The organism is Pseudomonas sp. V88_4, from assembly GCF_029967985.1.
Lineage (GTDB): Bacteria > Pseudomonadota > Gammaproteobacteria > Pseudomonadales > Pseudomonadaceae > Aquipseudomonas > Aquipseudomonas glycinae.
Genome location: NZ_JASCAF010000001.1, coordinates 293,490 through 318,892 on the forward strand (window position 1 = coordinate 293,490; position 25,403 = coordinate 318,892).

Here is a 25,403-nt window from a genome sequence, read left to right on the forward strand (position 1 = left end):
TCTGGCCGCCCGTGATCGGCCTTGCGCTCACCGCAACAGACCTGATTAGGAGAATCATCATGGCTTTCGAATTGCCGCCGCTGCCTTACGCACACGATGCCCTGCAGCCGCACATTTCCAAGGAAACCCTGGAATTCCACCACGACAAGCACCACAACACCTATGTCGTGAACCTGAACAACCTGGTGCCAGGCACCGAGTTCGAAGGCAAGACCCTGGAAGAAATCGTCAAGACTTCCTCGGGCGGCATCTTCAACAACGCCGCTCAGGTCTGGAACCACACCTTCTACTGGAACTGCCTGGCGCCAAACGCCGGCGGTCAACCAACCGGCGCACTGGCTGAAGCCATCAACGCGGCTTTCGGTTCGTTCGACAAGTTCAAGGAAGAGTTCAGCAAAACCTCGATCGGCACCTTCGGTTCCGGCTGGGGCTGGCTGGTGAAAAAGGCTGACGGTTCCCTGGCTCTGGCCAGCACCATCGGCGCCGGCAACCCGCTGACCAGCGGCGACACCCCGCTGCTGACCTGCGACGTCTGGGAACACGCTTACTACATCGACTACCGTAACCTGCGTCCGAAGTACGTCGAGGCGTTCTGGAACCTGGTCAACTGGAAGTTCGTGGCCGAGCAGTTCGAAGGCAAGACCTTCACCGCTTAAGCTGCACGCCAGACAAAAACCCGGCTTTGCCGGGTTTTTTTATACCTGCAAAAATCATCGTGGGTGCGTTGCATCGCAAACATGGCCTTTTCCCACATCTGATACGGCCCTTCTCCCCTTGCTCCCAAGCCACGGCGGACTAACATCAAAAAAAGGAAAAAATGTCCGACACCCCTCAAGTTGGAGACCGAAACTACCGACACAGTACAACCAGGGCAAAGACTCCAGACAGCAGCATTTCGGCCAAGGCCACGGACAAATATTCTGCGGCTCGATTGTCCCTTTGACTGCCAACACGGGATTGCCAATACTCAGGGCAACTTGACGCTACCCGCACGGAACAAGGAATAACCCTTTGAAGCTGGAACTCAAGAACAGCTTGTCGGTGAAGTTGCTCCGGGTCGTGCTCCTGTCGGCATTGATCGTCGGCGTGGTCTTGAGCTGCGCGCAGATCGTGTTCGATGCCTATAAAACACGCCAGGCCGTCGCCGGCGATGCCGAACGCATCCTCGACATGTTCCGCGATCCCTCCACCCAGGCCGTCTACAGCCTGGACCGGGAGATGGGCATGCAGGTGATCGAAGGCCTGTTCCAGGATGACGCCGTGCGCCAGGCCTCCATCGGTCATCCCAACGAAGCCATGCTCGCGCAAAAATCCCGTGAGCTGCAGCAATCCAACAGCCGCTGGCTGACCGACCTGATCCTCGGCCAGGAGCGCACGTTCACCACCCAACTGGTGGGACGCGGGCCCTACAGCGAATATTACGGCGACCTCAGCATCACCCTCGACACGGCCACCTACGGTCAGGGCTTCATCGTCAGTTCGGTGATCATCTTCATTTCAGGCGTGTTGCGCGCCCTGGCCATGGGCCTGGTGCTGTATCTGGTCTATCACTGGCTGCTGACCAAACCGCTGTCGCGGATCATCGAACACCTCACCGAGATCAACCCCGACCGCCCCAGCGAACACAAGATTCCGCAACTCAAGGGCCACGAGAAAAACGAACTGGGGATCTGGATCAACACCGCCAACCAGTTGCTCGAATCCATCGAACGCAATACCCACCTGCGCCACGAAGCGGAAAACAGCCTGCTGCGCATGGCCCAGTACGATTTCCTCACCGGCCTGCCGAACCGTCAGCAATTGCAGCAGCAACTGGACAAGATTCTGGTGGATGCCGGCAAGCTGCAACGCAGGGTCGCCGTGCTTTGCGTAGGTCTGGACGATTTCAAAGGCATCAACGAACAATTCAGCTACCAGACCGGCGACCAGTTATTGCTCGCCCTGGCAGACCGGCTACGCGCCCACAGCGGTCGCCTCGGCGCCCTCGCCCGTCTTGGCGGCGACCAGTTCGCCCTGGTGCAGGCCGATATCGAGCAACCCTACGAAGCGGCGGAACTGGCGCAAAGTATCCTTGATGACCTGGAAGCGCCGTTCGCCCTTGATCATCAAGAGATTCGCCTGCGCGCGACCATCGGCATCACCCTGTTCCCGGAAGATGGCGACAGCACCGAGAAGCTGTTGCAGAAAGCCGAGCAGACCATGACCCTGGCCAAGACCCGCTCGCGCAACCGCTATCAGTTCTACATCGCCAGCGTCGACAGCGAGATGCGCCGCCGTCGCGAACTGGAAAAAGACCTGCGCGATGCGCTGTTGCGCGATCAGTTCTACCTCGTCTATCAGCCGCAGATCAGCTACCGCGATCATCGTGTGGTCGGGGTCGAAGCCCTGATCCGATGGCAGCATCCTGAACACGGTCTGGTGCCGCCAGACCTGTTCATCCCCCTGGCCGAGCAGAACGGCACCATCATCGCCATCGGCGAATGGGTGCTGGATCAGGCCTGCAAGCAACTGCGCGACTGGCACGATCAGGGTTTTGTCGACCTGCGCATGGCGGTCAACCTGTCCACCGTGCAACTGCACCACGCCGAGCTGCCCCGCGTGGTCAACAACCTGTTGCAGATGTACCGCCTGCCACCGCGCAGCCTGGAGCTGGAAGTCACCGAAACCGGCCTGATGGAAGACATCAGCACCGCCGCCCAGCACCTGCTGAGCCTGCGCCGCTCCGGCGCCTTGATCGCTATCGACGACTTCGGCACCGGCTATTCGTCGCTGAGCTATCTCAAGAGCCTGCCGCTGGACAAGATCAAGATCGACAAGAGCTTCGTCCAGGACCTGCTGGATGACGACGATGACGCGACCATCGTTCGCGCCATCATTCAACTGGGCAAAAGCCTGGGCATGCAGGTGATCGCCGAAGGCGTGGAGACCGCCGAACAGGAAACCTACATCATTTCCGAAGGCTGCCACGAAGGTCAGGGCTACCACTACAGCAAACCGCTGCCGGCACGCGAGTTGAGCATCTATCTCAAGCAGGCCCAGCGCAGCAACGCGGCCATCCTCTGAAATCTCCCTGCGAAGCCCGGCAAACCCCTTGATCCGCCAGGCTTGCTCTACGCTGTTGATCCAGCGCAAACCCCGCGCAAATAAGAAATATTTCCAGCTACAACCCTTTACACATAATGCGAAAGATTTGCATTATGTCGCAGCTTTTGCGCACCCCCGCGCCTGTCCACTCAATTACCGAAGCAGGATGTTCGCCATGATTCGTATGCCTCTGGCTACCGCCAGTCTGCTGGCCATCGCTATTTCCCTCGCCGGTTGCGGCGAAGGTAAAGACAAAGAAAAGGCCGCCGCTCCTGCGCCGACCCCGGCTGCCAGCACCGCTGCACCGGCTGCGCCTGCTGCCGCCGGTAAAGTCGACGAGGCCGCCGGCAAAGCCGTTGTTTCGCACTATGCCGACATGGTCTTCGCCGTTTACAGCGATGCCGAATCCACCGCGAAAACCCTGCAAACCGCCATCGACGCATTCCTAGCCAAGCCGAACGCCGACACCCTGAAAGCCGCCAAGGCTGCCTGGGTCGCCGCCCGCGTTCCTTACCTGCAGAGCGAAGTGTTCCGCTTCGGCAACACCATCATCGACGACTGGGAAGGTCAGGTGAACGCCTGGCCTCTGGACGAAGGCCTGATCGACTACGTCGACAAGTCCTACGAACACGCACTGGGCAATCCAGGCGCCACCGCCAACATCATCGCCAACACCGAAGTACAGGTCGGCGAAGACAAGGTCGACGTCAAGGACATCACCCCGGAAAAACTCGCCAGCCTGAACGAGTTGGGCGGTTCCGAAGCCAACGTTGCCACCGGCTACCATGCCATCGAATTCCTGCTCTGGGGCCAGGATCTGAACGGCACCGGCCCGGGCGCCGGCAACCGTCCGGCTTCGGACTATCTGGAAGGCAAAGGCGCCACCGGCGGTCACAACGATCGTCGTCGTGCCTACCTGAAAGCCGTGACCCAGCTGCTGGTCAGCGATCTGGAAGAAATGGTCGCCAACTGGAAGCCGAACGTGGCCGACAACTACCGCGCCACCCTGGAAGCCGAACCGGCTGAAAGCGGCCTGCGCAAAATGCTGTTCGGCATGGGCAGCCTGTCCCTGGGCGAACTGGCCGGCGAGCGCATGAAGGTGTCCCTGGAAGCGAATTCCCCGGAAGACGAACAGGATTGCTTCAGCGACAACACCCACAACTCTCACTTCTACGATGCCAAGGGCATTCGTAATGTTTACCTGGGCGAGTACACCCGTGTCGACGGCACCAAACTGACCGGCGCCAGCCTGTCGTCGCTGGTAGCCAAGGTCGACCCGGCTGCCGACACCGCGCTGAAAGCCGATCTGGCCGCCACCGAAGCCAAGATCCAGGTCATGGTCGATCACGCCAACAAGGGTGAGCACTACGACCAGTTGATCGCAGCCGGCAACACCGCTGGCAACCAGATCGTGCGCGATGCCATCGCTTCGCTGGTCAAGCAGACCGGTTCGATCGAAGCCGCTGCCGGCAAACTGGGCATCAGCGACCTGAACCCGGACAATGCCGATCACGAGTTCTGATCACAACGTCCGTGTTAAGAAAGGCGACCTTCGGGTCGCCTTTTTCATCACTGCTTTTTGTGATGCTGCTGATGGCCCCATCGCTGGCAAGCCAGCTCCCACAGGTTTCCGGGTGTTTGCAAAATCCATGTACGCCATCAATCACTGTGGGAGCTGGCTTGCCAGCGATAGGCACACCTCGGTCTCAAGTGAAACCCTGCCGCAAATCAAGCAAACGATAATTCCTCTTATTCAAACCCCCTAGCCCTGTTAGACTTTGCGCCTTTGATTTTGCCCCTCTTGCAGGATGTCTGATGCCCTCGCTGCCTCTTCGCTTGTCCGCACTGTTTCTGGCCCTGGGCCTGAGTGCCTGCGACGACGCCCCGCGTTTCACCAAGGCCGAGCCGGGTGAGGCCCGTTCCGGCGGCGCGGCGACCGTGCGCAAGAGCGATCAGAACGCGTTTTCCCTGCCGTCGGCCAATCTGCCGCCCTCGCGGCGGGTTGACTTCAGTGTCGGCAACAGTTTCTTTCGCAGCCCGTGGGTGATCGCGCCGTCGACCACCACGGCCCGCGATGGCCTGGGCCCGCTGTTCAACACCAACGCCTGCCAGAACTGTCACATCAAGGATGGCCGCGGCCATCCGCCGACGCCGGATGCAGCAAACGCGGTGTCGATGCTGGTGCGTCTGTCGATCCCCGATGCGCCGCAGTACGCCAAATTGATCGAGCAGGTCGGTGTGGTGCCCGAGCCGGTGTACGGCGGCCAGTTCCAGGACATGGCCGTCCCCGGCGTCGCACCGGAAGGCAAGGTGCGGGTCGATTACACGCCGGTGCCTGTCCGCTTCAAGGACGGCACCGAGGTCGAACTGCGCAAACCGGCCCTGCAGATCACCCAGCTCGGCTACGGCCCGATGCACCCGGACACTCGTTTCTCGGCCCGTGTTGCCCCGCCGATGATCGGCCTGGGCCTGCTCGAAGCGATTCCCGAAGAAGCGATTCTCGCCAACGCCGCCGCACAGGCCAAAGAGAACAATGGCATCAACGGCCGGCCAAACCGGGTCTGGGATGACGCGCAGCAAAAGACCGTGATGGGGCGATTTGGCTGGAAAGCCGGTCAACCGAACCTCAATCAACAAAATGTTCACGCGTTTTCGGGTGATATGGGCCTCACCACCAGCCTGAGACCGTTTGATGACTGCACCGACGCGCAAACCGCCTGTAAACAGGCGCCGAACGGCAACGGCCCGGACGGCGAACCTGAAGTCAGCGACAACATCCTGCGCCTGGTGCTGTTCTACAGCCGCAACCTCGCCGTTCCCGCCCGCCGTGGGGTCAACGATGCGCAAGTGCTGGCCGGCAAGAATCTGTTTTTCCAGGCGGGCTGCCAGTCCTGTCACACCCCGAAATACACCACCGCCGCCAACGCCGCCGAACCTGAACTGGCCAATCAAGTGATTCGCCCGTACAGCGATCTGCTGCTGCACGACATGGGCGAAGGTCTGGCGGACAACCGTACTGAATTCCAGGCCTCCGGCCGCGACTGGCGCACCCCGCCACTGTGGGGCATCGGCCTGACGCAGACGGTCAGCGGCCACACCCAGCTTCTGCATGACGGCCGCGCCCGCAACCTGCTCGAAGCCGTGCTCTGGCATGGCGGCGAGGCGAAAGCGGCGCAGCAACAGGTTTTGTCTTTCAACGCCGAGCAGCGTGCCGCGCTGCTGGCGTTCTTGAACTCACTTTAAACATTTGAACGAATCGGGAGCCCGACATGTTCCGTCCCAAGCTGTTGTTCACCAGCCTTGCCGCACTGGCCCTCGGCGCGTGCTCGCCGCAGGATCCGCAAGCCGTCACCTCGGCGGCCATCGCCAAATCGGTGATCCTGCCGACCTACACCCGCTGGGTCGAAGCCGACAGGCAACTGGCCGTCAGTGCCCTCGCCTACTGCCAGGGCAAAGAGACCCTGGACACCGCCCGCGCCGACTTCCTGCATGCGCAGAAAGCCTGGGCCGAGCTGCAACCGCTGTTGATCGGCCCGCTGGCCGAGGGCAACCGTTCGTGGCAGGTACAGTTCTGGCCGGACAAGAAAAACCTGGTCGGCCGTCAGGTCGAGCAACTGGTCACCACTCAGCCGCAGATCGACGCCGCCGCCCTGGCCAAATCCAGCGTCGTGGTTCAGGGCCTGTCCGCCTACGAGTACATCCTGTTCGACGCCAAGCCTGACGTCGCCAACGACGCGCAGAAAGCCAAATACTGCCCACTGCTGGTGGCCATCGGGGAGCGTCAGAAACAACTGGCCGAAGAGATTCTCAGCAGCTGGAACAACACCGACGGCATGCTCGCGCAGATGAGCAAATTCCCGAACCAGCGCTACGCCGACTCCCACGAAGCGATCGCCGATCTGCTGCGGGTACAGGTCACCGCTCTCGACACCCTGAAGAAAAAACTCGGCACGCCGATGGGCCGTCAGAGCAAGGGCGTACCTCAACCGTTCCAGGCCGACGCATGGCGCAGCCAGTCGTCCATGGAGGCGCTGGAAGCCAGCCTCGCGGCGGCGAAAACTGTCTGGGAAGGCGTCGACAACAAAGGCCTGCGTGGCCTGCTGCCGGCTGAACAGAAGCCGTTGGCGGACAAGATCGATGCCGCCTACGCAGCGTCGCTCAAACTGTTCGACAGCACCCAGCGCTCGCTGACCGAAATGCTCAACGATGACGCTGGTCGCCAGCAACTCAACGACATCTACGACAGCCTCAACGTCGTCCATCGCCTGCATGAAGGCGAACTGGCCAAGGCGCTGGGCATCCAACTGGGCTTCAACGCCAACGACGGTGACTGATGAGGGCACGTGCCATGCTGCGACGCCAGGCTCTGACTTTAGGTAGTTTGCTGCTGGGAGCAGTGACACTGGGCGGCTGGACGCTGTTCAAACGCAAGGACCAAAGCCCGCTGCTGCTGTCGGCGCGGGACGACACCGACGGCAAGCACTACGCCGTCGGCTATCGGCTGGACGGCACCCAGGTGTTCGCCACCGAAGTCGGCCAGCGCTGCCACGACATCATCAATCACCCGACGCTGCCGATCGCGCTATTCGTCGCCCGCCGGCCGGGCACCGAGAGCTACCTGATCGACCTGCGCAGCGGTGTATTGCTGCAAACCGTGACCTCGCAGCCGAACCGGCATTTCTACGGACATGCGGTGATCCACCACAGCGGCGACTACCTGTACGCCACCGAAAACGACACCACCGATCCGGGCCGTGGCCTGCTCGGGGTGTACAAGTTCGAAGGCGAACGGCTGGTGCACAGCGGCGAGCTTTCCACCCACGGTCTCGGGCCGCATCAGGTGTCGTGGATGCCCGACGGTGAAACCCTGGTGGTGGCCAATGGCGGGATCCGTACCGAGGCCGAAAGCCGGGTCGACATGAACCTCGACGCCATGGAACCAAGCCTGGTGCTGATGCAGCGCGACGGCACCCTGCTGAGCAAGGAAACCCTCGCCCAGCAGATGAACAGCGTGCGCCATCTGGGGATCGCCAGCGACGGCACCATCGTCGCCGGCCAGCAATTCATGGGGCCCTCCCACGAGCGCTCGGAGCTGCTGGCGATCAAACGTCCCGGCCAGCCATTTGTGGCGTTCCCGGTGCCGGAGCATCAGTTGCAGTCGATGGGGCATTACACCGCCAGCGTCGCCGTGCACAGCGACCTGCGTCTTGTGGCGCTGACCGCACCGCGCGGCAACCGCTTCTTCATCTGGGATCTGGACAGCGGTGAAGTGCGCCTCGACGCGCCATTGCCCGACTGCGCCGGGGTCGGTGCTGTGAAGGACGGCTTTGTCGTGACCTCCGGTCAGGGACGCTGCCGTTACTACGATTGCCGCCAGGATGAACTGCTGGCCAAACCGCTGGATTTGCCCGCAGGGCTCTGGGACAACCATCTTCATCTGATGGCCTGAAATTCGCCGTCGACCGCTCGGTCGGCGGCCCCGCTTTTTTGTATCGTCTCCTTTCATACCCTGTAAAAACTGGCAGTTGGAATCCCTGCCGGACTCGCGGTAATGTGCCCGCCTGTCTCGCCTGATTTTCTCCAAGGAACTGGAAATATGCTGCGTCGCCGCATGCTGATCATGTTGGGTGTTGTACTGCTGATCGTACTGCTTCTCGCCGGTTACAAGGCCTTCTCGATCTATACGATGATCCAGGGCTTTTCCAAACCGAAGCCGCCGATCAGCGTCGCCGTGGCCACCGCCGTCGAGCGCCCGTGGCAGATGCGTCTGCCCACCGTCGGCACGCTGAAGGCGCTGCAAGGCGTCGACCTGAGTCTGGAAAACGCCGGCACCGTCACCGAGCTGAAATTCGAATCGGGGCAAAAGGTCAAGGCCGGCCAACCCTTGCTGCAACTGGACAGTGCCGTCGAAGCCGCCTTCCTCGAAACCGCCAAGGCCGATCTCGGCCTCGCGCAGCTGGATTACGGTCGCGGCAGCCAACTGGTCGGCAGCAGCGCCATCTCCAAAGGCGAATTCGACCGGCTCTCGGCGCAGCTGCAAAAGAACAAGGCCACGGTCAATCAACTCAATGCGGCGCTGGCCAAAAAACGCATCGTCGCGCCCTTCAGCGGCACCATCGGCATCCGCCTCGTCGACATCGGCGACTACCTCGCCAGCGGCACCAAGATCGCCACCCTGCAGGATCTGAGCAGCCTCTACGCCGACTTCTACGTGCCCGAACAGTCGGTGCCGAAACTGGCCATCGGGCAACCGGTACAGATTACGGTCGCGGCGTATCCCGGCCAGAACTTCACCGGCGCCATCAGCGCGATCAACCCGATCGTTGAAAGCACCACCCGCAACATACTGGTGCGTGCCACCCTGGCCAACCCCGACGGCAAGCTGCTGCCGGGCATGTTCACCAGTGTCGAGGTGCTGCTGCCGGATCCGCAGAAACACATCGTGGTCCCGGAAAGCGCGATCACCTACACCCTCTACGGCAACTCGATGTACGTGGTCACCCAGAAGAAAGCCGAAGACGGCACCGTCGAAAAAGACGACAAGGGCCAACCGGTGCTGATCGCCGAGCGTCGGTTCGTCGAGACCGGCGAACGCCGCGATGGCCAGGTGATGATCAACAAGGGCGTGCAGAGCGGCGAACAGGTGGTGACGGCCGGCCAGATCAAATTGGACAACGGCGCCCACATTGCCATCAGCGACGACAAGACCCTCGGCGAGCAGAACAGTCCGCCCCGCGCCGACTGATCAAGGAAACCCCATGGCTTTTACCGATCCGTTCATCCGCCGCCCGGTGCTCGCCACCGTGGTCAGCCTGCTGATTGTGCTGCTGGGCTTCCAGGCCTGGAGCAAGCTGCCGCTGCGCCAGTATCCGCAAATGGAAAACGCCCTGATCACGGTGACCACCGCGTACCCCGGGGCCAACGCCGAAACCATTCAGGGCTACATCACCCAGCCGATGCAACAGAGCCTGGCCAGCGCCGAGGGCATCGACTACATGACCTCAGTCAGTCGCCAGAACTTCTCGGTGATTTCGATCTACGCGCGCATCGGCTCCAACAGCGACCGCTTGTTCACCGAACTGCTGGCCAAGGCCAACGAGGTGAAGAACAAGCTGCCTCAGGATGCCGAGGATCCGGTGCTGAGCAAAGAAGCCGCCGATGCCTCGGCGCTGATGTACATCAGCTTCTTCAGCAAGGAGTTGAACAACCCGCAGATCACCGACTACCTGTCACGAGTGATCCAGCCGAAACTGGCGACCCTGCCGGGCATGGCCGAGGCGGAAATTCTCGGCAACCAGGTGTTCGCCATGCGCCTGTGGATCGACCCGGTGAAACTCGCCGGCTTCGGCCTCAGTGCCGGCGACGTGACCAACGCCGTGCGTCAGTACAACTTCCTCTCCGCCGCCGGCGAAGTGAAAGGCGAGTACGTAGTCACCAGCATCAACGCCAACACCGAACTGAAGTCCGCCGAAGCCTTCGGCAAGATCCCGCTCAAGGTCAGCGGTGACAGCCGGGTGCTGCTCAGCGATGTGGCGCGGGTCGAGATGGGCGCGGAAAACTACAACTCGATCAGTTCGTTCGGCGGAACGCCTTCGGTGTACATCGGAATCAAGGCCACGCCCGGCGCCAACCCGCTGGACGTGATCAAGGAAGTGCGCAAGATCATGCCAGAGCTGGAAGCCCAGCTGCCGCCCAACCTCAAGAGCGAAATCGCCTACGACGCCACGCTGTTCATTCAGGCCTCCATCGACGAGGTAGTGAAAACCCTGTTCGAGGCGGTGCTGATCGTGATCGTGGTGGTGTTCCTGTTTCTCGGTGCCCTGCGTTCGGTAGTGATTCCGGTGGTGACCATTCCGCTGTCGATGATCGGCGTAATGTTCTTCATGCAGATGATGGGCTACTCGATCAACCTGCTGACGCTGTTGGCGATGGTGCTGGCCATCGGGCTGGTGGTGGACGACGCGATTGTGGTGGTGGAAAACATCCACCGGCACATCGAGGAAGGCAAGACACCGCTGGAGGCCGCGCTCGAAGGCGCCCAGGAAATCGCCATGCCGGTGGTGTCGATGACCATCACCCTGGCAGCGGTGTACGCACCGATTGGCTTCCTGACCGGGCTGACCGGGGCGCTGTTCAAGGAGTTTGCGTTGACCCTGGCCGGGGCGGTGGTGATCTCCGGCGTCGTCGCCCTGACCCTGTCGCCGATGATGTGCGCCATGCTGCTGCGCCATGACGAAAACCCCACGGGCCTGGCCCACCGCCTCGACCGGATTTTCGACAGCCTCAAGCGGCGTTATCAAAGCATGCTGCACGGCACGCTCAATACCCGGCCGGTGGTGCTGGTGTTCGCAGTGATCGTGCTGTGCCTGATTCCGGTGCTGCTCAAGTTCACCAAGTCGGAACTGGCACCGGACGAGGATCAGGGCATCATCTTCATGATGGCCAACGCGCCGCAGCCGACCAACCTCGATTACCTGAACACCTACACCGACGAGTTCATCAAGATCTTCAAGGAGTTCCCGGAGTACTACTCATCGTTCCAGATCAACGGCTATAACGGCGTGCAGAGTGGCATCGGCGGCTTCCTGCTCAAGCCGTGGAACGAGCGCAGCCGCACGCAAATGGAAATCCTGCCCGAGGTGCAGGGCAAACTCGAGGGCATTCCGGGCCTGCAGATCTTCGGTTTCAACCTGCCATCCCTGCCCGGCACCGGTGAAGGCCTGCCGTTCGAGTTCGTGATCAACACCGCCAATGACTACGAGCTGTTGCTGCAAGTGGCCGACCGGATCAAGAAGCGCGCCATGGAGTCGGGCAAGTTCGCCTTCGTCGACCTTGACCTGGCCTTCGACAAACCCGAAGTGGTGGTCGACATCGACCGCGCCAAGGCCGCGCAGATGGGCGTATCGATGCAGGATCTGGGCGGTACGCTGGCGACTTTGCTGGGTGAGGCGGAAATCAACCGGTTCACCATCGAAGGCCGCAGCTACAAGGTCATCGCCCAGGTGGAACGGGCCTACCGCGATAATCCGGACTGGCTGAACAATTACTACGTGAAAAACACCCAGGGCGAACTGCTGCCGCTGTCGACCCTGATCACCGTGACCGACCGCGCACGACCGCGACAGCTCAACCAGTTCCAGCAACTCAACGCGGCCAAGCTGTCCGGGTTCCCGCTGGTGAGCATGGGAGAAGCCATCGACAGCGTGTTGCAGATCGCCCGGGAAGAAGCCCCGGCCGGTTTTGCTTTCGATTACGGCGGCGCATCGCGGCAGTTCGTTCAGGAAGGCAGCGCGCTGTGGGTGACTTTCGCGTTAGCACTGGCGATCATTTTCCTGGTGCTGGCGGCGCAGTTCGAAAGCTTCCGCGATCCATTGGTGATTCTGGTGACCGTGCCGCTGTCGATCTGCGGGGCGCTGATTCCGCTGTTCCTCGGCTGGTCGAGCATGAACATCTACACCCAGGTCGGGCTGGTGACACTGATCGGGCTGATCAGCAAACACGGGATCCTGATCGTCGAGTTCGCCAACCAGTTGCGCAAGGAGAAGGGCCTCACGCCTCGGGAGGCGGTGGAGGAAGCGGCGGCGATTCGTCTGCGCCCGGTGTTGATGACCACGGCGGCGATGGTGTTCGGCATGGTGCCGTTGATCGTGGCTACCGGCGCCGGTGCGGTCAGCCGCTTCGACATCGGGACGGTGATTGCCACGGGGATGTCGATCGGGACACTGTTTACGCTGTTTGTCCTGCCGTGCGTTTATACCGTGCTGGCGAAACCCGATCCCAAGGCATGACGCAGTAACACGAGCCATGACGCAATAAAAAAGGCCTCGCATTGGCGAGGCCTTTGGCTCTTGTCGAACGATTCAACTTTGCGGCCTCATCCCTTGAGAAAGTCCGAACATGAACAGCAACAGATCATGGTCCGGCTGAGTCGCCACGGCGGCTTTCGCCACCCGTGGCATCGGGCAATGCGGGTCGCTGGCTGATGTGCCAATGACCTGCATGCGTGGCTGTTCCCAGGCCGCCACCGCCAATGATGCAACTGCCAAGGCTCCTACCAGAAACAAACCTCGTGCAATTTCTAGTTTCATCGCTATAAACCTTTGATAGCGCTGCCAAACGCCGTCTCATAAAAGTAGACGAGTTTTTTCCAGTCGGTAGCGCTGAACGACGAGTGGCGGCGCAATTGCTTCATGTCATGGGCGGCCGCGCGATAAGCGGTCAGGCGCTGACGGCATTTTTCCAGATCGATCAGAGCGACTTCGACCTTGGCCGACTCACCTTCGCCGGTCACGCTGACGAAGACGTGCTTGATGTAGATGCAGCTGTGCTGCCAGCGACCTTTGTGCATGCGGGCCAGGTTTTCGGCGAGGTCCTTGAGCACGCGTTCATAGACGGCTTCGCCATATTGCTCACGACCGCCGGCGGCCTCCCATTGCTCAAGCTCCTGAAAGCCATCGAGGGATTTGGTCACCAACAGCGCCCGCCACTTGTGCTGAGGATCGGGTTGAGCACCGCAAAAGACGATTTCAGGAACCCGAACCCCGAGACGGGAAACCCCGGTCAGCGCATCCAGTTCACGCAACACGGTCGGTCGCCCGAACGGATGCAGCCAGCTGCGATAAATATGTCCTGTCTGGCGTTTGGCATACAGCAGTTGACCATCGCGTCCCACCACCCGTTGCACACCACTTTCGCCACCACGACGCACGTTGGGTTCTTCCACCCACTCACCGCGCTGGTTCCAGTAGTAGTCGAAGCGGTCCTGGGGAGCGGCTTCCGTTTCTGCTGCAAATTGCACTGCCATCCTTTTACCTCTTGCGTAATACGTAAACTCGCCACATGGCATAGAGCGGAATGAAGTCCAGTTGTTCCTGGATGCGGAATCCCGCGTCTTCGAATTCCTTTTCAACTGTTGCGGCCGGTAACACAAACCGGTTCTGGTAACCCTCCTGCCCACGCTTTTGCTCGGCGCGCTTGCGTTTCCAGGCCTTGAAATTGCCGTCCACCCACAGCGAAATGATCACGCTGTCGCGGGTGACGCGCTCGAACTCACGCAGAATCGCCCGGCGGTGCTCGGCTTCACCGATGTGATGCAGCAGTCGCATGCAGAAAATGCTGTCGACGGCGTTATCAGGCAAGGCAATGTCGAACGCAGACGTGTGCAAGGGTTGTACCCGTTTCACCACATCCGCCGGTTGCGCCTGCATGGCGGTCTTGATCATCGACTTGGAGTTGTCCGCCCCGATGATCACCCGATTGGGTTTTTCCGCCAGCAATGGCCAGAAACGTCCTGCACCGCACGGCAGGTCCAGCACCAGCCCCGGCTCGCCGACAAGGGTCAACGCCTTGCGGGCCAACTGCTGATCCCGCCAGTTGGACAAACGACGCCCCAGACCGTCCTGATGCTTGCGCAAATATTTCTGCGCATGGTTGTCGTCGTACTTTTCGGAAAAATCGAGCTTGATCGGGCCGGCCATCACCAGAACTCCTGAATTACTGATGACGCCACCTTAAGCAGCGGCGTGTCAGTGTCAGGTCATCCCTTTGTGAAAAAAACGTCATGTAAATCGGCAAACTATTTCAAGCTTATACAGGATTTAGACAGGTTGAAGACACTCTCGTGTCAGATGCAACCCACTCAACGCTTGCCCAGATCCACCTCGAAACGGCAGCCATTGGGCTCCATCGTACTCAAAGTGACGCTCCAGCCCTGGTTTTCACAGATGCGCTGCACCAGTGACAACCCCAGTCCAAGGCCTTCTCCGCGTTTTTCACTGCCGCGCACGAACGGTTTGAACATTTCCTCGCGCTTTTCCTCGGGAATGCCGACGCCCGAATCCTCGACAACGAAACCGTTGGCATTGAGGGTCAAGCGAATGAACCCCTGCTCGGTGTAATGCAAGGCGTTGCGCAGCAAGTTGCCCATCACGGCATTGAGCAGCGTTGCGTTGTAACGGGTGTCGGGCGGATTGCCCGGTTCGAAAATCAGCTGCAAACCCTTGGATTCGATGGGCTCTCGCCACAGGCACAGCAAACTCTCAGCCACTTGCGAGAGGCTTTGCTGGGGCGCTGCGCCGGCGTCTTCACGTTGGGCGCGAGCGAGCATCAGGAAGGTCTGTACCAGCTCACGCATCTCTTCACTGGCCCGCGCAATGCGCTGAACCTGAGCCTTGCCGCGCTGATCGATGCCTGGATTTTCCAGCAGCAGCTCACAAGAGCTGGCCAGCACCATCAACGGCGTACGCAATTCGTGACTGACGTCGCTGGTAAACAAGCGCTCCCGCGTCAGTGCCTGACGCAGGCGCCCGAGCGTAGCGTCGAACGCCACTGCCAGCTCGCCCACCTCGTCTGCCGCATAATCCGGCGCCAGCGGAGGCGCCAGCCCGAGCAGTTGATCGCGATGACGCACCTGGCGTGCCAGCCGCACCACCGGGGCCATCACCTTGCGCGCCAGCACCCAGCCAAGGAACACCGCCAGCGCCAGACTGAGCACAAAGCCCACCAGCACCACGGCGAACAGCACACGCTCGCGCTCTTCGAAATCGCTTTGATCCTGCAGCAGCACATAGCGGCGACCGTCGACCACCTCGACCATCGCGTGGTACGACAGCTGCTCGCGAAAGACTTCATGGAAACCCGAATCCAGGTGTCGCAGGTCCTTGGGCAGCTCGAAGTCGCCCGGCCCGCCGCTGAAGTAGAAGAGTTGATCCGGTTCCGGCCGGTGGCTCCAGTCCGAGACGTTGTCCATCAGCAGCAGGCGTTGCAGGTCCCCGCCCAGCCCGGCGGAAATCAGTTTTTCCTCGACCAGGTGCACGGTCGCGACGATGCCCATGGCAAACGCCCCGGCCACCAGCGCACTCATCAACGCAAAAGCGATGATGATCCGCTGGGCAAGACTTTGCTTAAACTCCATCGCGGCCCTCGGCCAAGCGATAGCCCACGCCATGCACGGTGTGCAGCAACGGTTTGGCGAACGGTTTGTCGATCACCTGACGCAACTGGTGGACATGACTGCGCAGGCTGTCGCTGTCCGGGCAGTCATCGCCCCACAGCGCTTCTTCGAGAATTTCCCGACGCAGGACATGCGGGCTCTTTTGCATCAGCACCGCCAGCAGTTTCAGGCCGACCGGGTTGAGCTTGAGCAATTTGCCTTCGCGGGTCACTTCAAGGGTATCAAGGTCGTAGCTCAGATCGCCGACCTGCAGGGCACGACGACCGCCGCCCTGAGAGCGGCGCATCACCGCTTCGACCCGGGCCGCCAGTTCCGACAGCGCGAACGGCTTGACCAGATAATCGTCGGCCCCGGACTTGAAGCCCTGCAAGCGGTCATCGAGCTGGTCGCGCGCGGTGAGCATGATCACCGGCGTATCGCGACGGGCGTCTTCGCGCAGGCGTTTGCACAGGGTGTAGCCGTCGATGCCCGGCAGCATGATGTCGAGCACGATCAGGTCGTAATGCTCGGTGGCGGCCAGATGCAGGCCCGACAGACCGTCCTGGGCGCAATCGACGGTATAGCCTTTGAGCCCCAGGTAATCGGCCAGATTGGCCAGGATATCGCGGTTGTCTTCGACCAGTAGAATTCGCATGGGCACCTCCTCCGTACACGGTAGCGGCCGTCTTGGCCCGCGCAGCTTACGGCCATCGCCGACTCACGGCTAGGGCGGCAAGCAGCACAAATCCAGTCTTTCAACCAAATTCATTCGTTAACAAGTTTTTCACTATCGGTTCACAACCTGACTACAGTGACCTAGCGAAACTCTCGCGCCATTAGTTATAAGGAATGTAGACAATGGACTTCTTCAAGACGGCGCCCATGCGCTTTCTGCTGCTGGTCACCGGCGCCTGGCTGGTGGTGTTTCTCCTGACCCGAACCGTGTTGTTGCTGACTCACCTGGATGAGGCCGGCGGCGTAGCACTTTCCATGTTCGGCATTGGTTTGTTGTATGACTTGGGCTTCCTCGCCTATGCCGCGCTGCCGATGGGGCTGTACCTGTTGCTGTGTCCGCCGGCCCTGTGGCGTCGGCGCGGTCATCGCTGGTTCCTTCAGGGACTGCTGACCGTCAGTCTGTTCGCCATGCTGTTCACCTCAGTGGCCGAATGGCTGTTCTGGGACGAGTTCGGCGTGCGCTTCAATTTCATCGCCGTCGACTATCTGGTGTATTCCGATGAAGTCCTGAACAACGTGCTGGAGTCGTATCCCATCGGCATGTTGCTGAGCATCCTTGCGCTGCTCGCCATGGCGCTGAGTTTCGCGTTGCGCAAACCTTTCAACGCGGCGCTGGACGCCCCGCTGCCGCCACTGCGCGCTCGCCTGTTCAATGCCCTCGGCCTGTTGGTCGTCGCGGGACTGAGCCTGCAACTGCTCAGTCAGGACGCGCCGCGCGCTCAGGGCGGCAATGCCTATCAGAATGAACTGGCGAGCAATGGCCCGTATCAGTTCTTCGCCGCGTTCCGTAACAACGAACTGGACTATGGCCAGTTCTACAGCAGTCTGTCGCCGGAAAAAGTCGCCGGCCAGATACGTGCTGAATTGAGCGAACCCAACGCGCGCTTCATCGGCCAGGATCCACAGGACATCCGCCGGGTGATCGACAATCCTGGCACCGTGCGTAAACCGAACATCGTACTGGTCACCATCGAAAGCCTCAGTGCCAAGTATCTGGGCAGCAATGGCGATGAGCGCAACCTGACACCGAATCTGGATGCCTTGCGCAAGCAGAGTCTGTACTTCAACAATTTCTACGCCACCGGCACCCGCACCGATCGCGGCCTGGAAGCCATCACCCTGGCCATTCCGCCGACGCCGGGCCGGTCGATCGTCAAGCGCATCGGCCGCGAAAGCGGCTTCGCCAGCCTCGGCCAGCAACTCAGCGCCGTCGGCTACGACAGCGTGTTCGTCTACGGCGGACGCGGTTATTTCGACAACATGAATGCGTTCTTCAGCGGCAACGGCTACCGCGTGGTCGATCAGAGCAGCGTCGATGAATCGGAAATTCACTTCAAGAATGCCTGGGGCATGGCCGACGAGGATCTGTACAAACAGACCCTGAAACTGGCCGATGCCGATTACGCCAGGCAGCAACCCTTCCTGTTGCAGTTGATGACCACGTCCAACCACCGTCCTTATACCTATCCGGACAACCGGATCGACATCAAGTCCGGCAACGGTCGCGATGGCGCGGTGAAATACACCGACTACGCCATCGGCCAGTTCCTGGAGCAGGCGCGGCAGAAACCGTGGTTCGACAATACGATCTTCATCTTTGTCGCCGATCACACCGCCGGCAGCGCGGGCAAGGAAGACTTGCCGATCAGCAACTACCAGATCCCGCTGTTCATCTATGCACCGAAGCTGATCGAACCACGGGAAAACGCGCAACTGGCCAGCCAGATCGACCTCGCACCGACCCTGCTGGGCTTGCTGAACCTGGATTACCAATCGACGTTCTTCGGTCGCAACCTGCTGCAGGACAACCCACTGCCACCGCGAGTCGTGGTCGGCAACTATCAACATCTGGGACTGTTTGATGGGAAGGATCTGGCGATCCTCAGCCCGCGCCAGGGCCTGCGCCGGCATGACGATGCGCTGACCGAAAGTCGCGAGTCCAGGGCCGGCAGCGACGACCCGCTGATCAGCCGCGCCATCACCTATTACCAAACCGCCAGTTATGGCTTCAAGCAACAGCTGCTTGGCTGGAAAGCGCCCAGGGAGGGTGCCGAGCAAGTCAGCGAACGTTAATCGAAGCGCCCCGGGCTGATGCCCCGGGGCGTTTCCCGCTCTGGATATGTCATGTCATCAAGCGTTGTACGCCCTGCCCCTCGCCCACTGAATTTCTGGTTGTGCCTGGGGATTCCCGCCGTGGCGGCCGTCATTCTGGTGTTGCTGGAGCTGACCGATCTGGACATGGATCTGGCCCGGCTTTTCTATGACCCGGCTGCCGGTGACTTCATTGGCCGTCACAGCTACTTCCTGGAAAACATCCTCCACGACCGCGCCAAACAAGTGGTGATCGCCTTTTCGGTGTTCTCCATCATCGGGTTCATCGGCGCGTTTTTCATCGATCGGCTCAAACCGTTCAAACGCGAGCTGGGTTGCCTGGTGTTGTCGCTGGGTCTGGCCACGTCGTTTGTCACGCCGGTGAAAGCCGTGACAGCGGTGCAATGCCCATGGAGCCTCGAACAGTTCGGCGGTCACGAAACCTACAGCAAACTGCTGGAGCATCGCCCGCCGACCGACAAGCCCGGCCGTTGCTGGCCCGGCGGTCATGCGGCCACCGGTTTTACCTTGTTTGCGTTGTTCTTCGTGCTGCGTGACCGTCGCCCGCGGCTGGCCCGTCAGGCGTTCATCTTTGCCTTTGCGTTGGGGTCGGTGTTCTCGATCAGCCGGATGATGCAGGGCGCGCACTTCTTTTCCCACAACGTGTGGACGGCGATCTTCTGCTGGCTGATCTGTCTGGGGTCGTATTACTGGATTCTGTATCGACCGGCAGTAAAGGCTGAAACAGCAACACAGGCCCGGCCGGTCAACGCCTGAATCCTGGAACGCGGGCAATAAAAAACCCCGTCTGCTCACGCAGACGGGGTTTTTCGTTACTGGGTAAGGCTGGCTTACATCATGCCGCCCATGCCACCCATGCCGCCCATGTCTGGCATACCGCCACCAGCTGCACCTTCTTTCTTCGGTGCGTCAGCAACGGCAGCTTCGGTGGTCAGGATCAGACCGCCGATGGAGGCTGCAGCTTGCAGAGCCGAACGGGTGACCTTGGTTGGGTCCAGGATGCCCATTTCGATCATGTCGCCGTATTCGCCAGTCGCAGCGTTGTAACCGAAGTTACCTTTGCCGTTCTTGACTTCGTTGACGACTACGCTTGGTTCGTCACCGGAGTTGGCAGCGATCTGACGCAGCGGCGCTTCAACAGCGCGACGCAGCACAGCGATACCGACGTTCTGGTCAGCGTTGTCGCCGGTCAGTTCGGTCAGGGCTTCCAGAGCACGGATCAGAGCAACGCCACCGCCAGGCACCACGCCTTCTTCAACGGCTGCACGGGTTGCGTGCAGGGCGTCTTCAACGCGGGCTTTCTTCTCTTTCATTTCGACTTCGGAACCGGCGCCAACCTTGATCACTGCAACGCCGCCGGACAGCTTGGCCAGACGCTCTTGCAGTTTTTCACGGTCGTAGTCCGAGGAAGTCTCGGCCACCTGGGCACGGATCTGAGCGATACGGGCTTCGATGTCGCCTTGAACGCCAGCACCGTCAACGATGATGGTGTTTTCCTTGGACAGGGTCACACGCTTGGCGCTGCCCAGGTGTTCCAGGGTGGTGCTTTCCAGGCTCAGGCCGATCTCTTCGGAGATCACGGTACCGCCGGTCAGAACGGCGATGTCCTGCAGCATGGCCTTGCGACGGTCGCCGAAGCCTGGAGCCTTGACGGCTGCGACTTTAACGATGCCACGCATGTTGTTCACAACCAGAGTCGCCAGGGCTTCGCCTTCAACGTCTTCGGCCACGATCAGCAGTGGACGGCCGGCTTTGGCTACGGCTTCCAGCACTGGCAGCATTTCGCGGATGTTCGAGATCTTCTTGTCGACCAGCAGGATCAGCGGGCCGTCGAGCTCGGCGACCATGGTGTCCGGCTTGTTGACGAAGTATGGAGACAGGTAGCCACGATCGAACTGCATGCCTTCTACAACCGACAGTTCGTTCTCCAGGCCCGAGCCTTCTTCAACGGTGATCACGCCTTCTTTACCGACTTTTTCCATGGCTTCGGCAATGATGTCGCCGATGGAGTTGTCGGAGTTGGCGGAGATGGTGCCGACCTGAGCGATGGCCTTGGTGTCAGCGCATGGCTTGGACAGGGCTTTCAGTTCTTTGACGATCGCGATGGTCGCTTTGTCGATACCGCGCTTCAGGTCCATCGGGTTCATGCCGGCAGCGACGGCTTTCAGGCCTTCGTTGACGATCGACTGAGCCAGAACGGTAGCGGTGGTAGTACCGTCACCAGCGTCATCGTTGGCACGGGAGGCAACGTCTTTGACCAGCTGCGCGCCCATGTTTTCGAAGCGATCTTCGAGTTCGATTTCCTTGGCGACGGAAACGCCGTCCTTGGTGATGGTCGGAGCGCCGAAGCTCTTCTCGAGGATCACGTTACGGCCTTTCGGGCCCAGGGTCGCTTTTACCGCGTCAGCCAGAACGTTGACGCCTTTGAGCATCTTGGAGCGAGCGGCATCGCCGAACTTAACTTCTTTAGCAGCCATGATCGATATTCCTTAAATACTTTGTAGTAGCGGGAAAATGAGCGGGGTATCAGCCTTCCAGTACAGCGAGAATCTCGTTCTCAGCCATTACCAGCAGGTCTTCGCCGTCGACTTTCACAGTGTTGCTGCCGGAGTAAGGACCGAACACAACCTTGTCGCCGACTTTAACGGCCAGCGGACGCACTTCACCGTTTTCCAGAGTCTTGCCCGGACCTGCAGCGACGATCACACCGTGGTTGGCCTTTTCAGCAGCCGAACCTGGCAGGACGATACCGCCAGCGGTTTTCTTTTCTTCTTCGCTGCGACGGATAACGACGCGGTCATGCAGAGGACGAAGCTTCATTGTCGATCTCTCCTAATTGTGGTTTTCATCGGCCGGTGTAGTCCCGGCGGGTTTAACGAATCCGGCCTGCGCCGGTTGCGGCTCGTCGAGCGAACCGCGGAAGTCTGTCCGACTCATATGCCGGAACCTTGCGGTGACCGATACATAAGGGCGCATAAGCTGATTACAAGGGCTGAGGACAAAAAATTTTCATGCAGGCTGGCTGAATTCGTCCCATAAAAGAACACGGCACCCGAAGGTGCCGTGTCGATGCAGAAGTCACTTGCTGTCGCGGTGTTCGAATTCGCCTTCGATCACATCACCTTCGCGGCCAAGAGGCTGGCGCGGTGCAGGACCACCGCGAGGTTGAAGATCATCGGCGAACGCTCGCTGGCGCATGGCCTGTTCTTCGGCGCGCTGACGCATTTTGTTGGCGACCAGTCGACGACTGAACGGCAACAGCAGCACCAGACCGACCACGTCGCTGATGAAGCCCGGCAGGATCAACAGACCACCGGCCAGGGCCAGCATCAGGCCTTCAAGCATGGTTTGCGCAGGCAGTTCGCCGCGGTTCAGGCTTTCACGGGCACGCAGTGCGGTGGCCAGCCCGGCGACGCGCAGCACGAACACGCCGAACATCGAGCCGAGAATGATCAGCAGCAGGGCCGGGAAAAATCCGATCGATCCTGCCACTTTGACGAATACGAACAGCTCCAACACCGGGAACAGCAGAAAGAGCAACAAAAAAGGGCGCATCAAAGTTTCCTCAACGCAAGAAATGCCTTGCAGTAAGCCTTAGATGACGTCGCCCTTTCGTGAATTCAAGCGTCGGCCACCGCATTTTTTGGCCAGACCTCGGCGTGAGCCAGAGAAACCAAGGCCTCGCGCACTTGTATCGGCGTATGACAAGGCGCTTGAAACGGCAGCCAGTAGAGCGCCTGACCGATGCGCAAGTGCATGCCTTCGGTGTCGATCCCGGCCAGTTGCGCCGGGACGGTTTTCGGCAGGCCGGCGAGGTCGACGTAATGCGCAATGGCCTTGGCGTGGTCGCTGTTCATGTGCTCGACCATGCTGACTTCAGCCTTGCCGGCGAACGGGTTGGCCAGGGTCAGGTGATCGACCCAGTGGATCGCGCCAAAACCGCCGATGTAGCGATGACGCACCGGTTTGAGCACCCAGAAATCGAAATCGTGGGCCTTGTGGTAATTCTGCGAATCGGGAAAGTAGCGGTAGTAACGCTCGGCGGCAGCTTCGATGGCTGCGGCGTCCTCGAGCTTTTCCGCTTCAGCCAGATAGGTCAGGCGACCAACGGCTTGCACATCGTCAGCCTCGCGCTCACCCACCAGCAGCGAACATTTCGGATCTTTCTGCAGGTTGTGGGTGTGCTGGGCGATACGGCTGATCAGGATCAGCGGCCGGCCCTGCTCGTCCAGGCAGTAGGGAACCACGGAGCCAAACGGAAAACCGGGCATTGATTTGGAGTGGGTCGACAGCACGCCACGGTATTCCTTGAGAAGCAATTCTCGGGCATTCTTAGCCGCTTCAACGCTCAATTTATGACTCCTTAAATAGAATCCGTCGAAAAAACGGACAGGCGCATGGGTTTTGTCCCACTCGCCATCGGGCAGTTCTCATGTGCAACAGGCCACCGGCCGATGCAGATCGAGAGGCTACCTGTAAGGACCACTCTGATCTGCTCTCGGGGGCATGCGAATGCAACTCAACGACAAAGTAATCATTATCACTGGCGGTTGCCAAGGCTTGGGCCGCTCGATGGCCGAGTATTTCGCAGGCAAGGGCGCGAAGCTGGCACTGGTCGACCTGAACCAGGAAAAACTCGATGACGCCGTCGCGGCCTGCAAGGCCAAGGGTGTCGAGGCGCGCAGCTATCTGTGCAACGTCGCCAACGAAGAGCAGGTGACGCACATGGTCGCTCAGGTCGCCGAAGACTTCGGTGCGATCCACGGCCTGATCAACAACGCCGGGATCCTGCGCGACGGCCTGCTGCTCAAGGTCAAGGACGGCGAGATGACCAAGATGAGCCTGGCCCAGTGGCAGGCGGTGATCGACGTCAACCTGACCGGCGTGTTCCTCTGCACCCGTGAAGTGGCGGCGAAAATGGTCGAGCTGAAGAACAGCGGCGCGATCATCAACATCTCGTCGATCTCCCGCGCGGGCAACGTCGGCCAGACCAACTACTCCGCCGCCAAGGCCGGCGTCGCTGCGGCGACCGTGACCTGGGCCAAGGAACTGGCGCGCTACGGCATTCGCGTAGCCGGTATCGCACCGGGCTTCATCGAAACCGAGATGACCCTGGGCATGAAGCCGGAAGCGCTGGAAAAAATGACCTCGGGTATTCCGCTCAAGCGCATGGGCAAGCCGGAAGAGATCGCCCATTCGGCGGCGTACATCTTCGAGAACGACTACTACACCGGCCGGATTCTGGAGATGGACGGCGGGTTGCGCATCTGACCTCTGTCGCGCAATGCAAAACGCCCCGGTGCACAGGCACCGGGGCGTTTTTGTTTAAAACACAGCCATCAATCGTCGCTGATGGTGATGTTCGGCATCGCCGGCGAGGCTGCTTCCTGCAATACGATCCGCGCCCCCACATGTCGGGCCAATTCCTGGTAAACCATGGCGATCTGGCTGTCCGGCTCGGAAATCACCGTTGGCTTGCCGCCATCGGCCTGTTCGCGGATCAGCATCGACAGCGGCAACGACGCCAGCAGCTCGACGCCGAACTGGGTCGCCAGCTTCTCGCCACCGCCCTCACCGAACAGATGCTCGGCATGACCGCAGTTCGAGCAGATGTGCACGGCCATGTTTTCCACCACGCCCAGCACCGGAATATTGACCTTGCGGAACATCTCTACGCCTTTACGCGCGTCGAGCAGCGCCAGATCCTGCGGCGTGGTGACGATCACCGCGCCGGCCACCGGGACTTTCTGCGCCAGGGTCAACTGGATGTCGCCGGTGCCTGGCGGCATGTCGATCACCAGATAATCCAGGTCGCCCCAGGCGGTTTGCGTCACCAGTTGCAGCAGTGCGCCGGAGACCATCGGCCCGCGCCAGACCATCGGCGTGTTGTCGTCGGTCAGGAAGGCCATCGACATCACTTCCACGCCGTGAGCCTGAAGCGGTACGAACCACTTCTGATCCTTGACCTGCGGACGGGTACCTTCGGGAATACCGAACATGATGCCCTGGCTCGGTCCATAGATATCGGCATCGAGAATCCCGACCTTCGCACCTTCGCGGGCCAGTGCCAGCGCCAGGTTGGCAGCGGTGGTGGATTTGCCCACACCGCCCTTGCCGGAGGCCACGGCGACCACGTTCTTGACGTTGGCCAGCCCCGGGATCTGCGCCTGGGCCTTGTGCGCGGCGATCACGCTGTTGACCTCGACCCTGGCAGTCACCACGCCGTCGAGGTTTTCGATGGCCAGTTGCAGCAATTGCGCCCAGCCGCTCTTGAACAGACCGGCGGCATAACCGATTTCCAGCTGCACGCTGACGCGATCACCGGTGATTTCGATGTTGCGCACGCAACCGGCGCTGACCGGATCCTGGTTCAGGTAAGGGTCGGTGTATTGGCTGAGGACGGCTTCCACCGCTGCGCGAGTGACGGCGCTCATGGGCAACTCCGATAACAAGACTGGGAAAAGATGGCGGGTATCCTACCCCTTCTGTCCTCCGGACGGCATGTCCGGCAACGATTTGCAGAGGTGAAATATCTTTCCCG

Annotated in this window: 21 protein-coding genes; 11 read left to right on the forward strand and 10 right to left on the reverse strand. The window is 60.5% G+C overall.

Annotated elements, in window-relative coordinates:
- Positions 1-59 precede the first annotated feature (59 nt).
- The 8 genes from QLG12_RS01330 (at position 60) to QLG12_RS01365 (ending at position 12,872) form a co-directional block, all read left to right on the forward strand.
- A complete protein-coding gene (locus tag QLG12_RS01330) occupies positions 60-656 on the forward strand; it encodes a Fe-Mn family superoxide dismutase (RefSeq protein WP_003227660.1) in 597 nt (198 codons plus the stop codon).
- Positions 657-1,011: 355 nt separating this feature from the next.
- Entirely contained in the window at positions 1,012-3,063 is a 2,052-nt protein-coding gene (locus QLG12_RS01335; RefSeq protein WP_064383811.1) for a bifunctional diguanylate cyclase/phosphodiesterase, read from the forward strand.
- 196 nt (positions 3,064-3,259) lie between these two features.
- Entirely contained in the window at positions 3,260-4,606 is a 1,347-nt protein-coding gene (locus tag QLG12_RS01340; protein ID WP_282473755.1) for an imelysin family protein, read from the forward strand.
- Between the two features lie 293 nt (positions 4,607-4,899).
- A complete protein-coding gene (locus QLG12_RS01345) occupies positions 4,900-6,327 on the forward strand; it encodes a di-heme oxidoredictase family protein (protein ID WP_282473756.1) in 1,428 nt (475 codons plus the stop codon).
- Between the two features lie 26 nt (positions 6,328-6,353).
- The gene (locus QLG12_RS01350) at positions 6,354-7,418 is read left to right on the forward strand and encodes an imelysin family protein (RefSeq protein WP_197868540.1); all 1,065 of its coding nucleotides are present in this window, start codon (positions 6,354-6,356) and stop codon (positions 7,416-7,418) included.
- A 14-nt stretch (positions 7,419-7,432) separates the two neighbouring features.
- On the forward strand, positions 7,433-8,533 hold the full coding sequence (locus tag QLG12_RS01355) for a DUF1513 domain-containing protein (protein WP_197868539.1): 1,101 nt from the start codon (positions 7,433-7,435) through the stop codon (positions 8,531-8,533).
- Between the two features lie 147 nt (positions 8,534-8,680).
- Complete coding sequence (locus tag QLG12_RS01360) at positions 8,681-9,829, forward strand: efflux RND transporter periplasmic adaptor subunit (RefSeq protein WP_197868538.1); 1,149 nt, start codon at positions 8,681-8,683, stop codon at positions 9,827-9,829.
- A gap of 13 nt (positions 9,830-9,842) precedes the next feature.
- On the forward strand, positions 9,843-12,872 hold the full coding sequence (locus tag QLG12_RS01365) for a multidrug efflux RND transporter permease subunit (protein ID WP_282473757.1): 3,030 nt from the start codon (positions 9,843-9,845) through the stop codon (positions 12,870-12,872).
- 72 nt (positions 12,873-12,944) lie between these two features.
- Here QLG12_RS01365 and QLG12_RS01370 read toward each other — a convergent pair whose 3' ends face one another.
- The 5 genes from QLG12_RS01370 to colR all read right to left on the reverse strand — a co-directional run bounded on the left by QLG12_RS01370 (position 12,945) and on the right by colR (position 16,670).
- Complete coding sequence (locus tag QLG12_RS01370; RefSeq protein ID WP_236193576.1) at positions 12,945-13,172, reverse strand: hypothetical protein; 228 nt, start codon at positions 13,170-13,172, stop codon at positions 12,945-12,947.
- Positions 13,173-13,174: 2 nt separating this feature from the next.
- Positions 13,175-13,888, reverse strand: coding sequence for a lipopolysaccharide kinase InaA family protein (locus QLG12_RS01375; RefSeq protein WP_236193574.1), 714 nt, complete (start codon positions 13,886-13,888; stop codon positions 13,175-13,177).
- A 4-nt stretch (positions 13,889-13,892) separates the two neighbouring features.
- Complete coding sequence (locus tag QLG12_RS01380) at positions 13,893-14,561, reverse strand: class I SAM-dependent methyltransferase (protein ID WP_197868535.1); 669 nt, start codon at positions 14,559-14,561, stop codon at positions 13,893-13,895.
- Positions 14,562-14,722: 161 nt separating this feature from the next.
- Complete coding sequence (locus QLG12_RS01385) at positions 14,723-15,997, reverse strand: HAMP domain-containing sensor histidine kinase (protein ID WP_236193573.1); 1,275 nt, start codon at positions 15,995-15,997, stop codon at positions 14,723-14,725.
- The gene (gene colR / locus QLG12_RS01390) at positions 15,987-16,670 is read right to left on the reverse strand and encodes a response regulator transcription factor (protein ID WP_197868533.1); all 684 of its coding nucleotides are present in this window, start codon (positions 16,668-16,670) and stop codon (positions 15,987-15,989) included. The genes QLG12_RS01385 and colR overlap by 11 nt, the downstream gene beginning before the upstream one ends.
- A gap of 203 nt (positions 16,671-16,873) precedes the next feature.
- Between colR and QLG12_RS01395 the strand changes: the two genes are divergently transcribed.
- Complete coding sequence (locus QLG12_RS01395; protein WP_282473758.1) at positions 16,874-18,823, forward strand: LTA synthase family protein; 1,950 nt, start codon at positions 16,874-16,876, stop codon at positions 18,821-18,823.
- Positions 18,824-18,874: 51 nt separating this feature from the next.
- On the forward strand, positions 18,875-19,618 hold the full coding sequence (locus tag QLG12_RS01400; RefSeq protein ID WP_282473759.1) for a phosphatase PAP2 family protein: 744 nt from the start codon (positions 18,875-18,877) through the stop codon (positions 19,616-19,618).
- A gap of 74 nt (positions 19,619-19,692) precedes the next feature.
- Here QLG12_RS01400 and groL read toward each other — a convergent pair whose 3' ends face one another.
- The 4 genes from groL to QLG12_RS01420 form a co-directional block, all read right to left on the reverse strand.
- Positions 19,693-21,339 carry a chaperonin GroEL gene (groL, locus tag QLG12_RS01405; RefSeq protein ID WP_197868530.1) on the reverse strand — a complete coding sequence of 549 codons (1,647 nt, stop codon included), beginning with the start codon at positions 21,337-21,339 and terminating at the stop codon, positions 19,693-19,695.
- A 49-nt stretch (positions 21,340-21,388) separates the two neighbouring features.
- On the reverse strand, positions 21,389-21,682 hold the full coding sequence (locus QLG12_RS01410) for a co-chaperone GroES (RefSeq protein WP_064383823.1): 294 nt from the start codon (positions 21,680-21,682) through the stop codon (positions 21,389-21,391).
- Between the two features lie 258 nt (positions 21,683-21,940).
- Complete coding sequence (locus QLG12_RS01415; RefSeq protein WP_039765871.1) at positions 21,941-22,417, reverse strand: FxsA family protein; 477 nt, start codon at positions 22,415-22,417, stop codon at positions 21,941-21,943.
- 65 nt (positions 22,418-22,482) lie between these two features.
- Positions 22,483-23,214: a HugZ family protein gene (locus QLG12_RS01420; RefSeq protein WP_197868529.1), complete on the reverse strand. Its 732-nt coding sequence runs from the start codon at positions 23,212-23,214 to the stop codon at positions 22,483-22,485.
- A 160-nt stretch (positions 23,215-23,374) separates the two neighbouring features.
- On the opposite strand from QLG12_RS01420, the gene QLG12_RS01425 reads away from it, so the two are divergent.
- Positions 23,375-24,133: an SDR family oxidoreductase gene (locus QLG12_RS01425; protein WP_011335726.1), complete on the forward strand. Its 759-nt coding sequence runs from the start codon at positions 23,375-23,377 to the stop codon at positions 24,131-24,133.
- 68 nt (positions 24,134-24,201) lie between these two features.
- On the opposite strand, the gene apbC is transcribed toward QLG12_RS01425, so the two are convergent.
- Positions 24,202-25,296: an iron-sulfur cluster carrier protein ApbC gene (gene apbC, locus QLG12_RS01430; RefSeq protein WP_011335727.1), complete on the reverse strand. Its 1,095-nt coding sequence runs from the start codon at positions 25,294-25,296 to the stop codon at positions 24,202-24,204.
- Positions 25,297-25,403: the final 107 nt, after the last annotated feature.

Excerpts from the sequence above, each read along its gene's own strand:
- QLG12_RS01330 (WP_003227660.1), top strand. The coding sequence starts at position 60 with ATGGCTTTCGAATTGCCGCCGCTGCCTTACGCACACGATGCCCTGCAG.
- QLG12_RS01340 (WP_282473755.1), top strand. The coding sequence starts at position 3,260 with ATGATTCGTATGCCTCTGGCTACCGCCAGTCTGCTGGCCATCGCTATT.
- QLG12_RS01345 (WP_282473756.1), top strand. The coding sequence starts at position 4,900 with ATGCCCTCGCTGCCTCTTCGCTTGTCCGCACTGTTTCTGGCCCTGGGC.
- QLG12_RS01350 (WP_197868540.1), top strand. The coding sequence starts at position 6,354 with ATGTTCCGTCCCAAGCTGTTGTTCACCAGCCTTGCCGCACTGGCCCTC.
- QLG12_RS01355 (WP_197868539.1), top strand. The coding sequence starts at position 7,433 with ATGCTGCGACGCCAGGCTCTGACTTTAGGTAGTTTGCTGCTGGGAGCA.
- QLG12_RS01360 (WP_197868538.1), top strand. The coding sequence starts at position 8,681 with ATGCTGCGTCGCCGCATGCTGATCATGTTGGGTGTTGTACTGCTGATC.
- QLG12_RS01365 (WP_282473757.1), top strand. The coding sequence starts at position 9,843 with ATGGCTTTTACCGATCCGTTCATCCGCCGCCCGGTGCTCGCCACCGTG.
- QLG12_RS01370 (WP_236193576.1), bottom strand. The coding sequence starts at position 13,172 with ATGAAACTAGAAATTGCACGAGGTTTGTTTCTGGTAGGAGCCTTGGCA.
- QLG12_RS01375 (WP_236193574.1), bottom strand. The coding sequence starts at position 13,888 with ATGGCAGTGCAATTTGCAGCAGAAACGGAAGCCGCTCCCCAGGACCGC.
- QLG12_RS01380 (WP_197868535.1), bottom strand. The coding sequence starts at position 14,561 with ATGGCCGGCCCGATCAAGCTCGATTTTTCCGAAAAGTACGACGACAAC.
- QLG12_RS01385 (WP_236193573.1), bottom strand. The coding sequence starts at position 15,997 with ATGGAGTTTAAGCAAAGTCTTGCCCAGCGGATCATCATCGCTTTTGCG.
- colR (WP_197868533.1), bottom strand. The coding sequence starts at position 16,670 with ATGCGAATTCTACTGGTCGAAGACAACCGCGATATCCTGGCCAATCTG.
- QLG12_RS01395 (WP_282473758.1), top strand. The coding sequence starts at position 16,874 with ATGGACTTCTTCAAGACGGCGCCCATGCGCTTTCTGCTGCTGGTCACC.
- QLG12_RS01400 (WP_282473759.1), top strand. The coding sequence starts at position 18,875 with ATGTCATCAAGCGTTGTACGCCCTGCCCCTCGCCCACTGAATTTCTGG.
- groL (WP_197868530.1), bottom strand. The coding sequence starts at position 21,339 with ATGGCTGCTAAAGAAGTTAAGTTCGGCGATGCCGCTCGCTCCAAGATG.
- QLG12_RS01410 (WP_064383823.1), bottom strand. The coding sequence starts at position 21,682 with ATGAAGCTTCGTCCTCTGCATGACCGCGTCGTTATCCGTCGCAGCGAA.
- QLG12_RS01415 (WP_039765871.1), bottom strand. The coding sequence starts at position 22,417 with ATGCGCCCTTTTTTGTTGCTCTTTCTGCTGTTCCCGGTGTTGGAGCTG.
- QLG12_RS01425 (WP_011335726.1), top strand. The coding sequence starts at position 23,375 with ATGCAACTCAACGACAAAGTAATCATTATCACTGGCGGTTGCCAAGGC.
- apbC (WP_011335727.1), bottom strand. The coding sequence starts at position 25,296 with ATGAGCGCCGTCACTCGCGCAGCGGTGGAAGCCGTCCTCAGCCAATAC.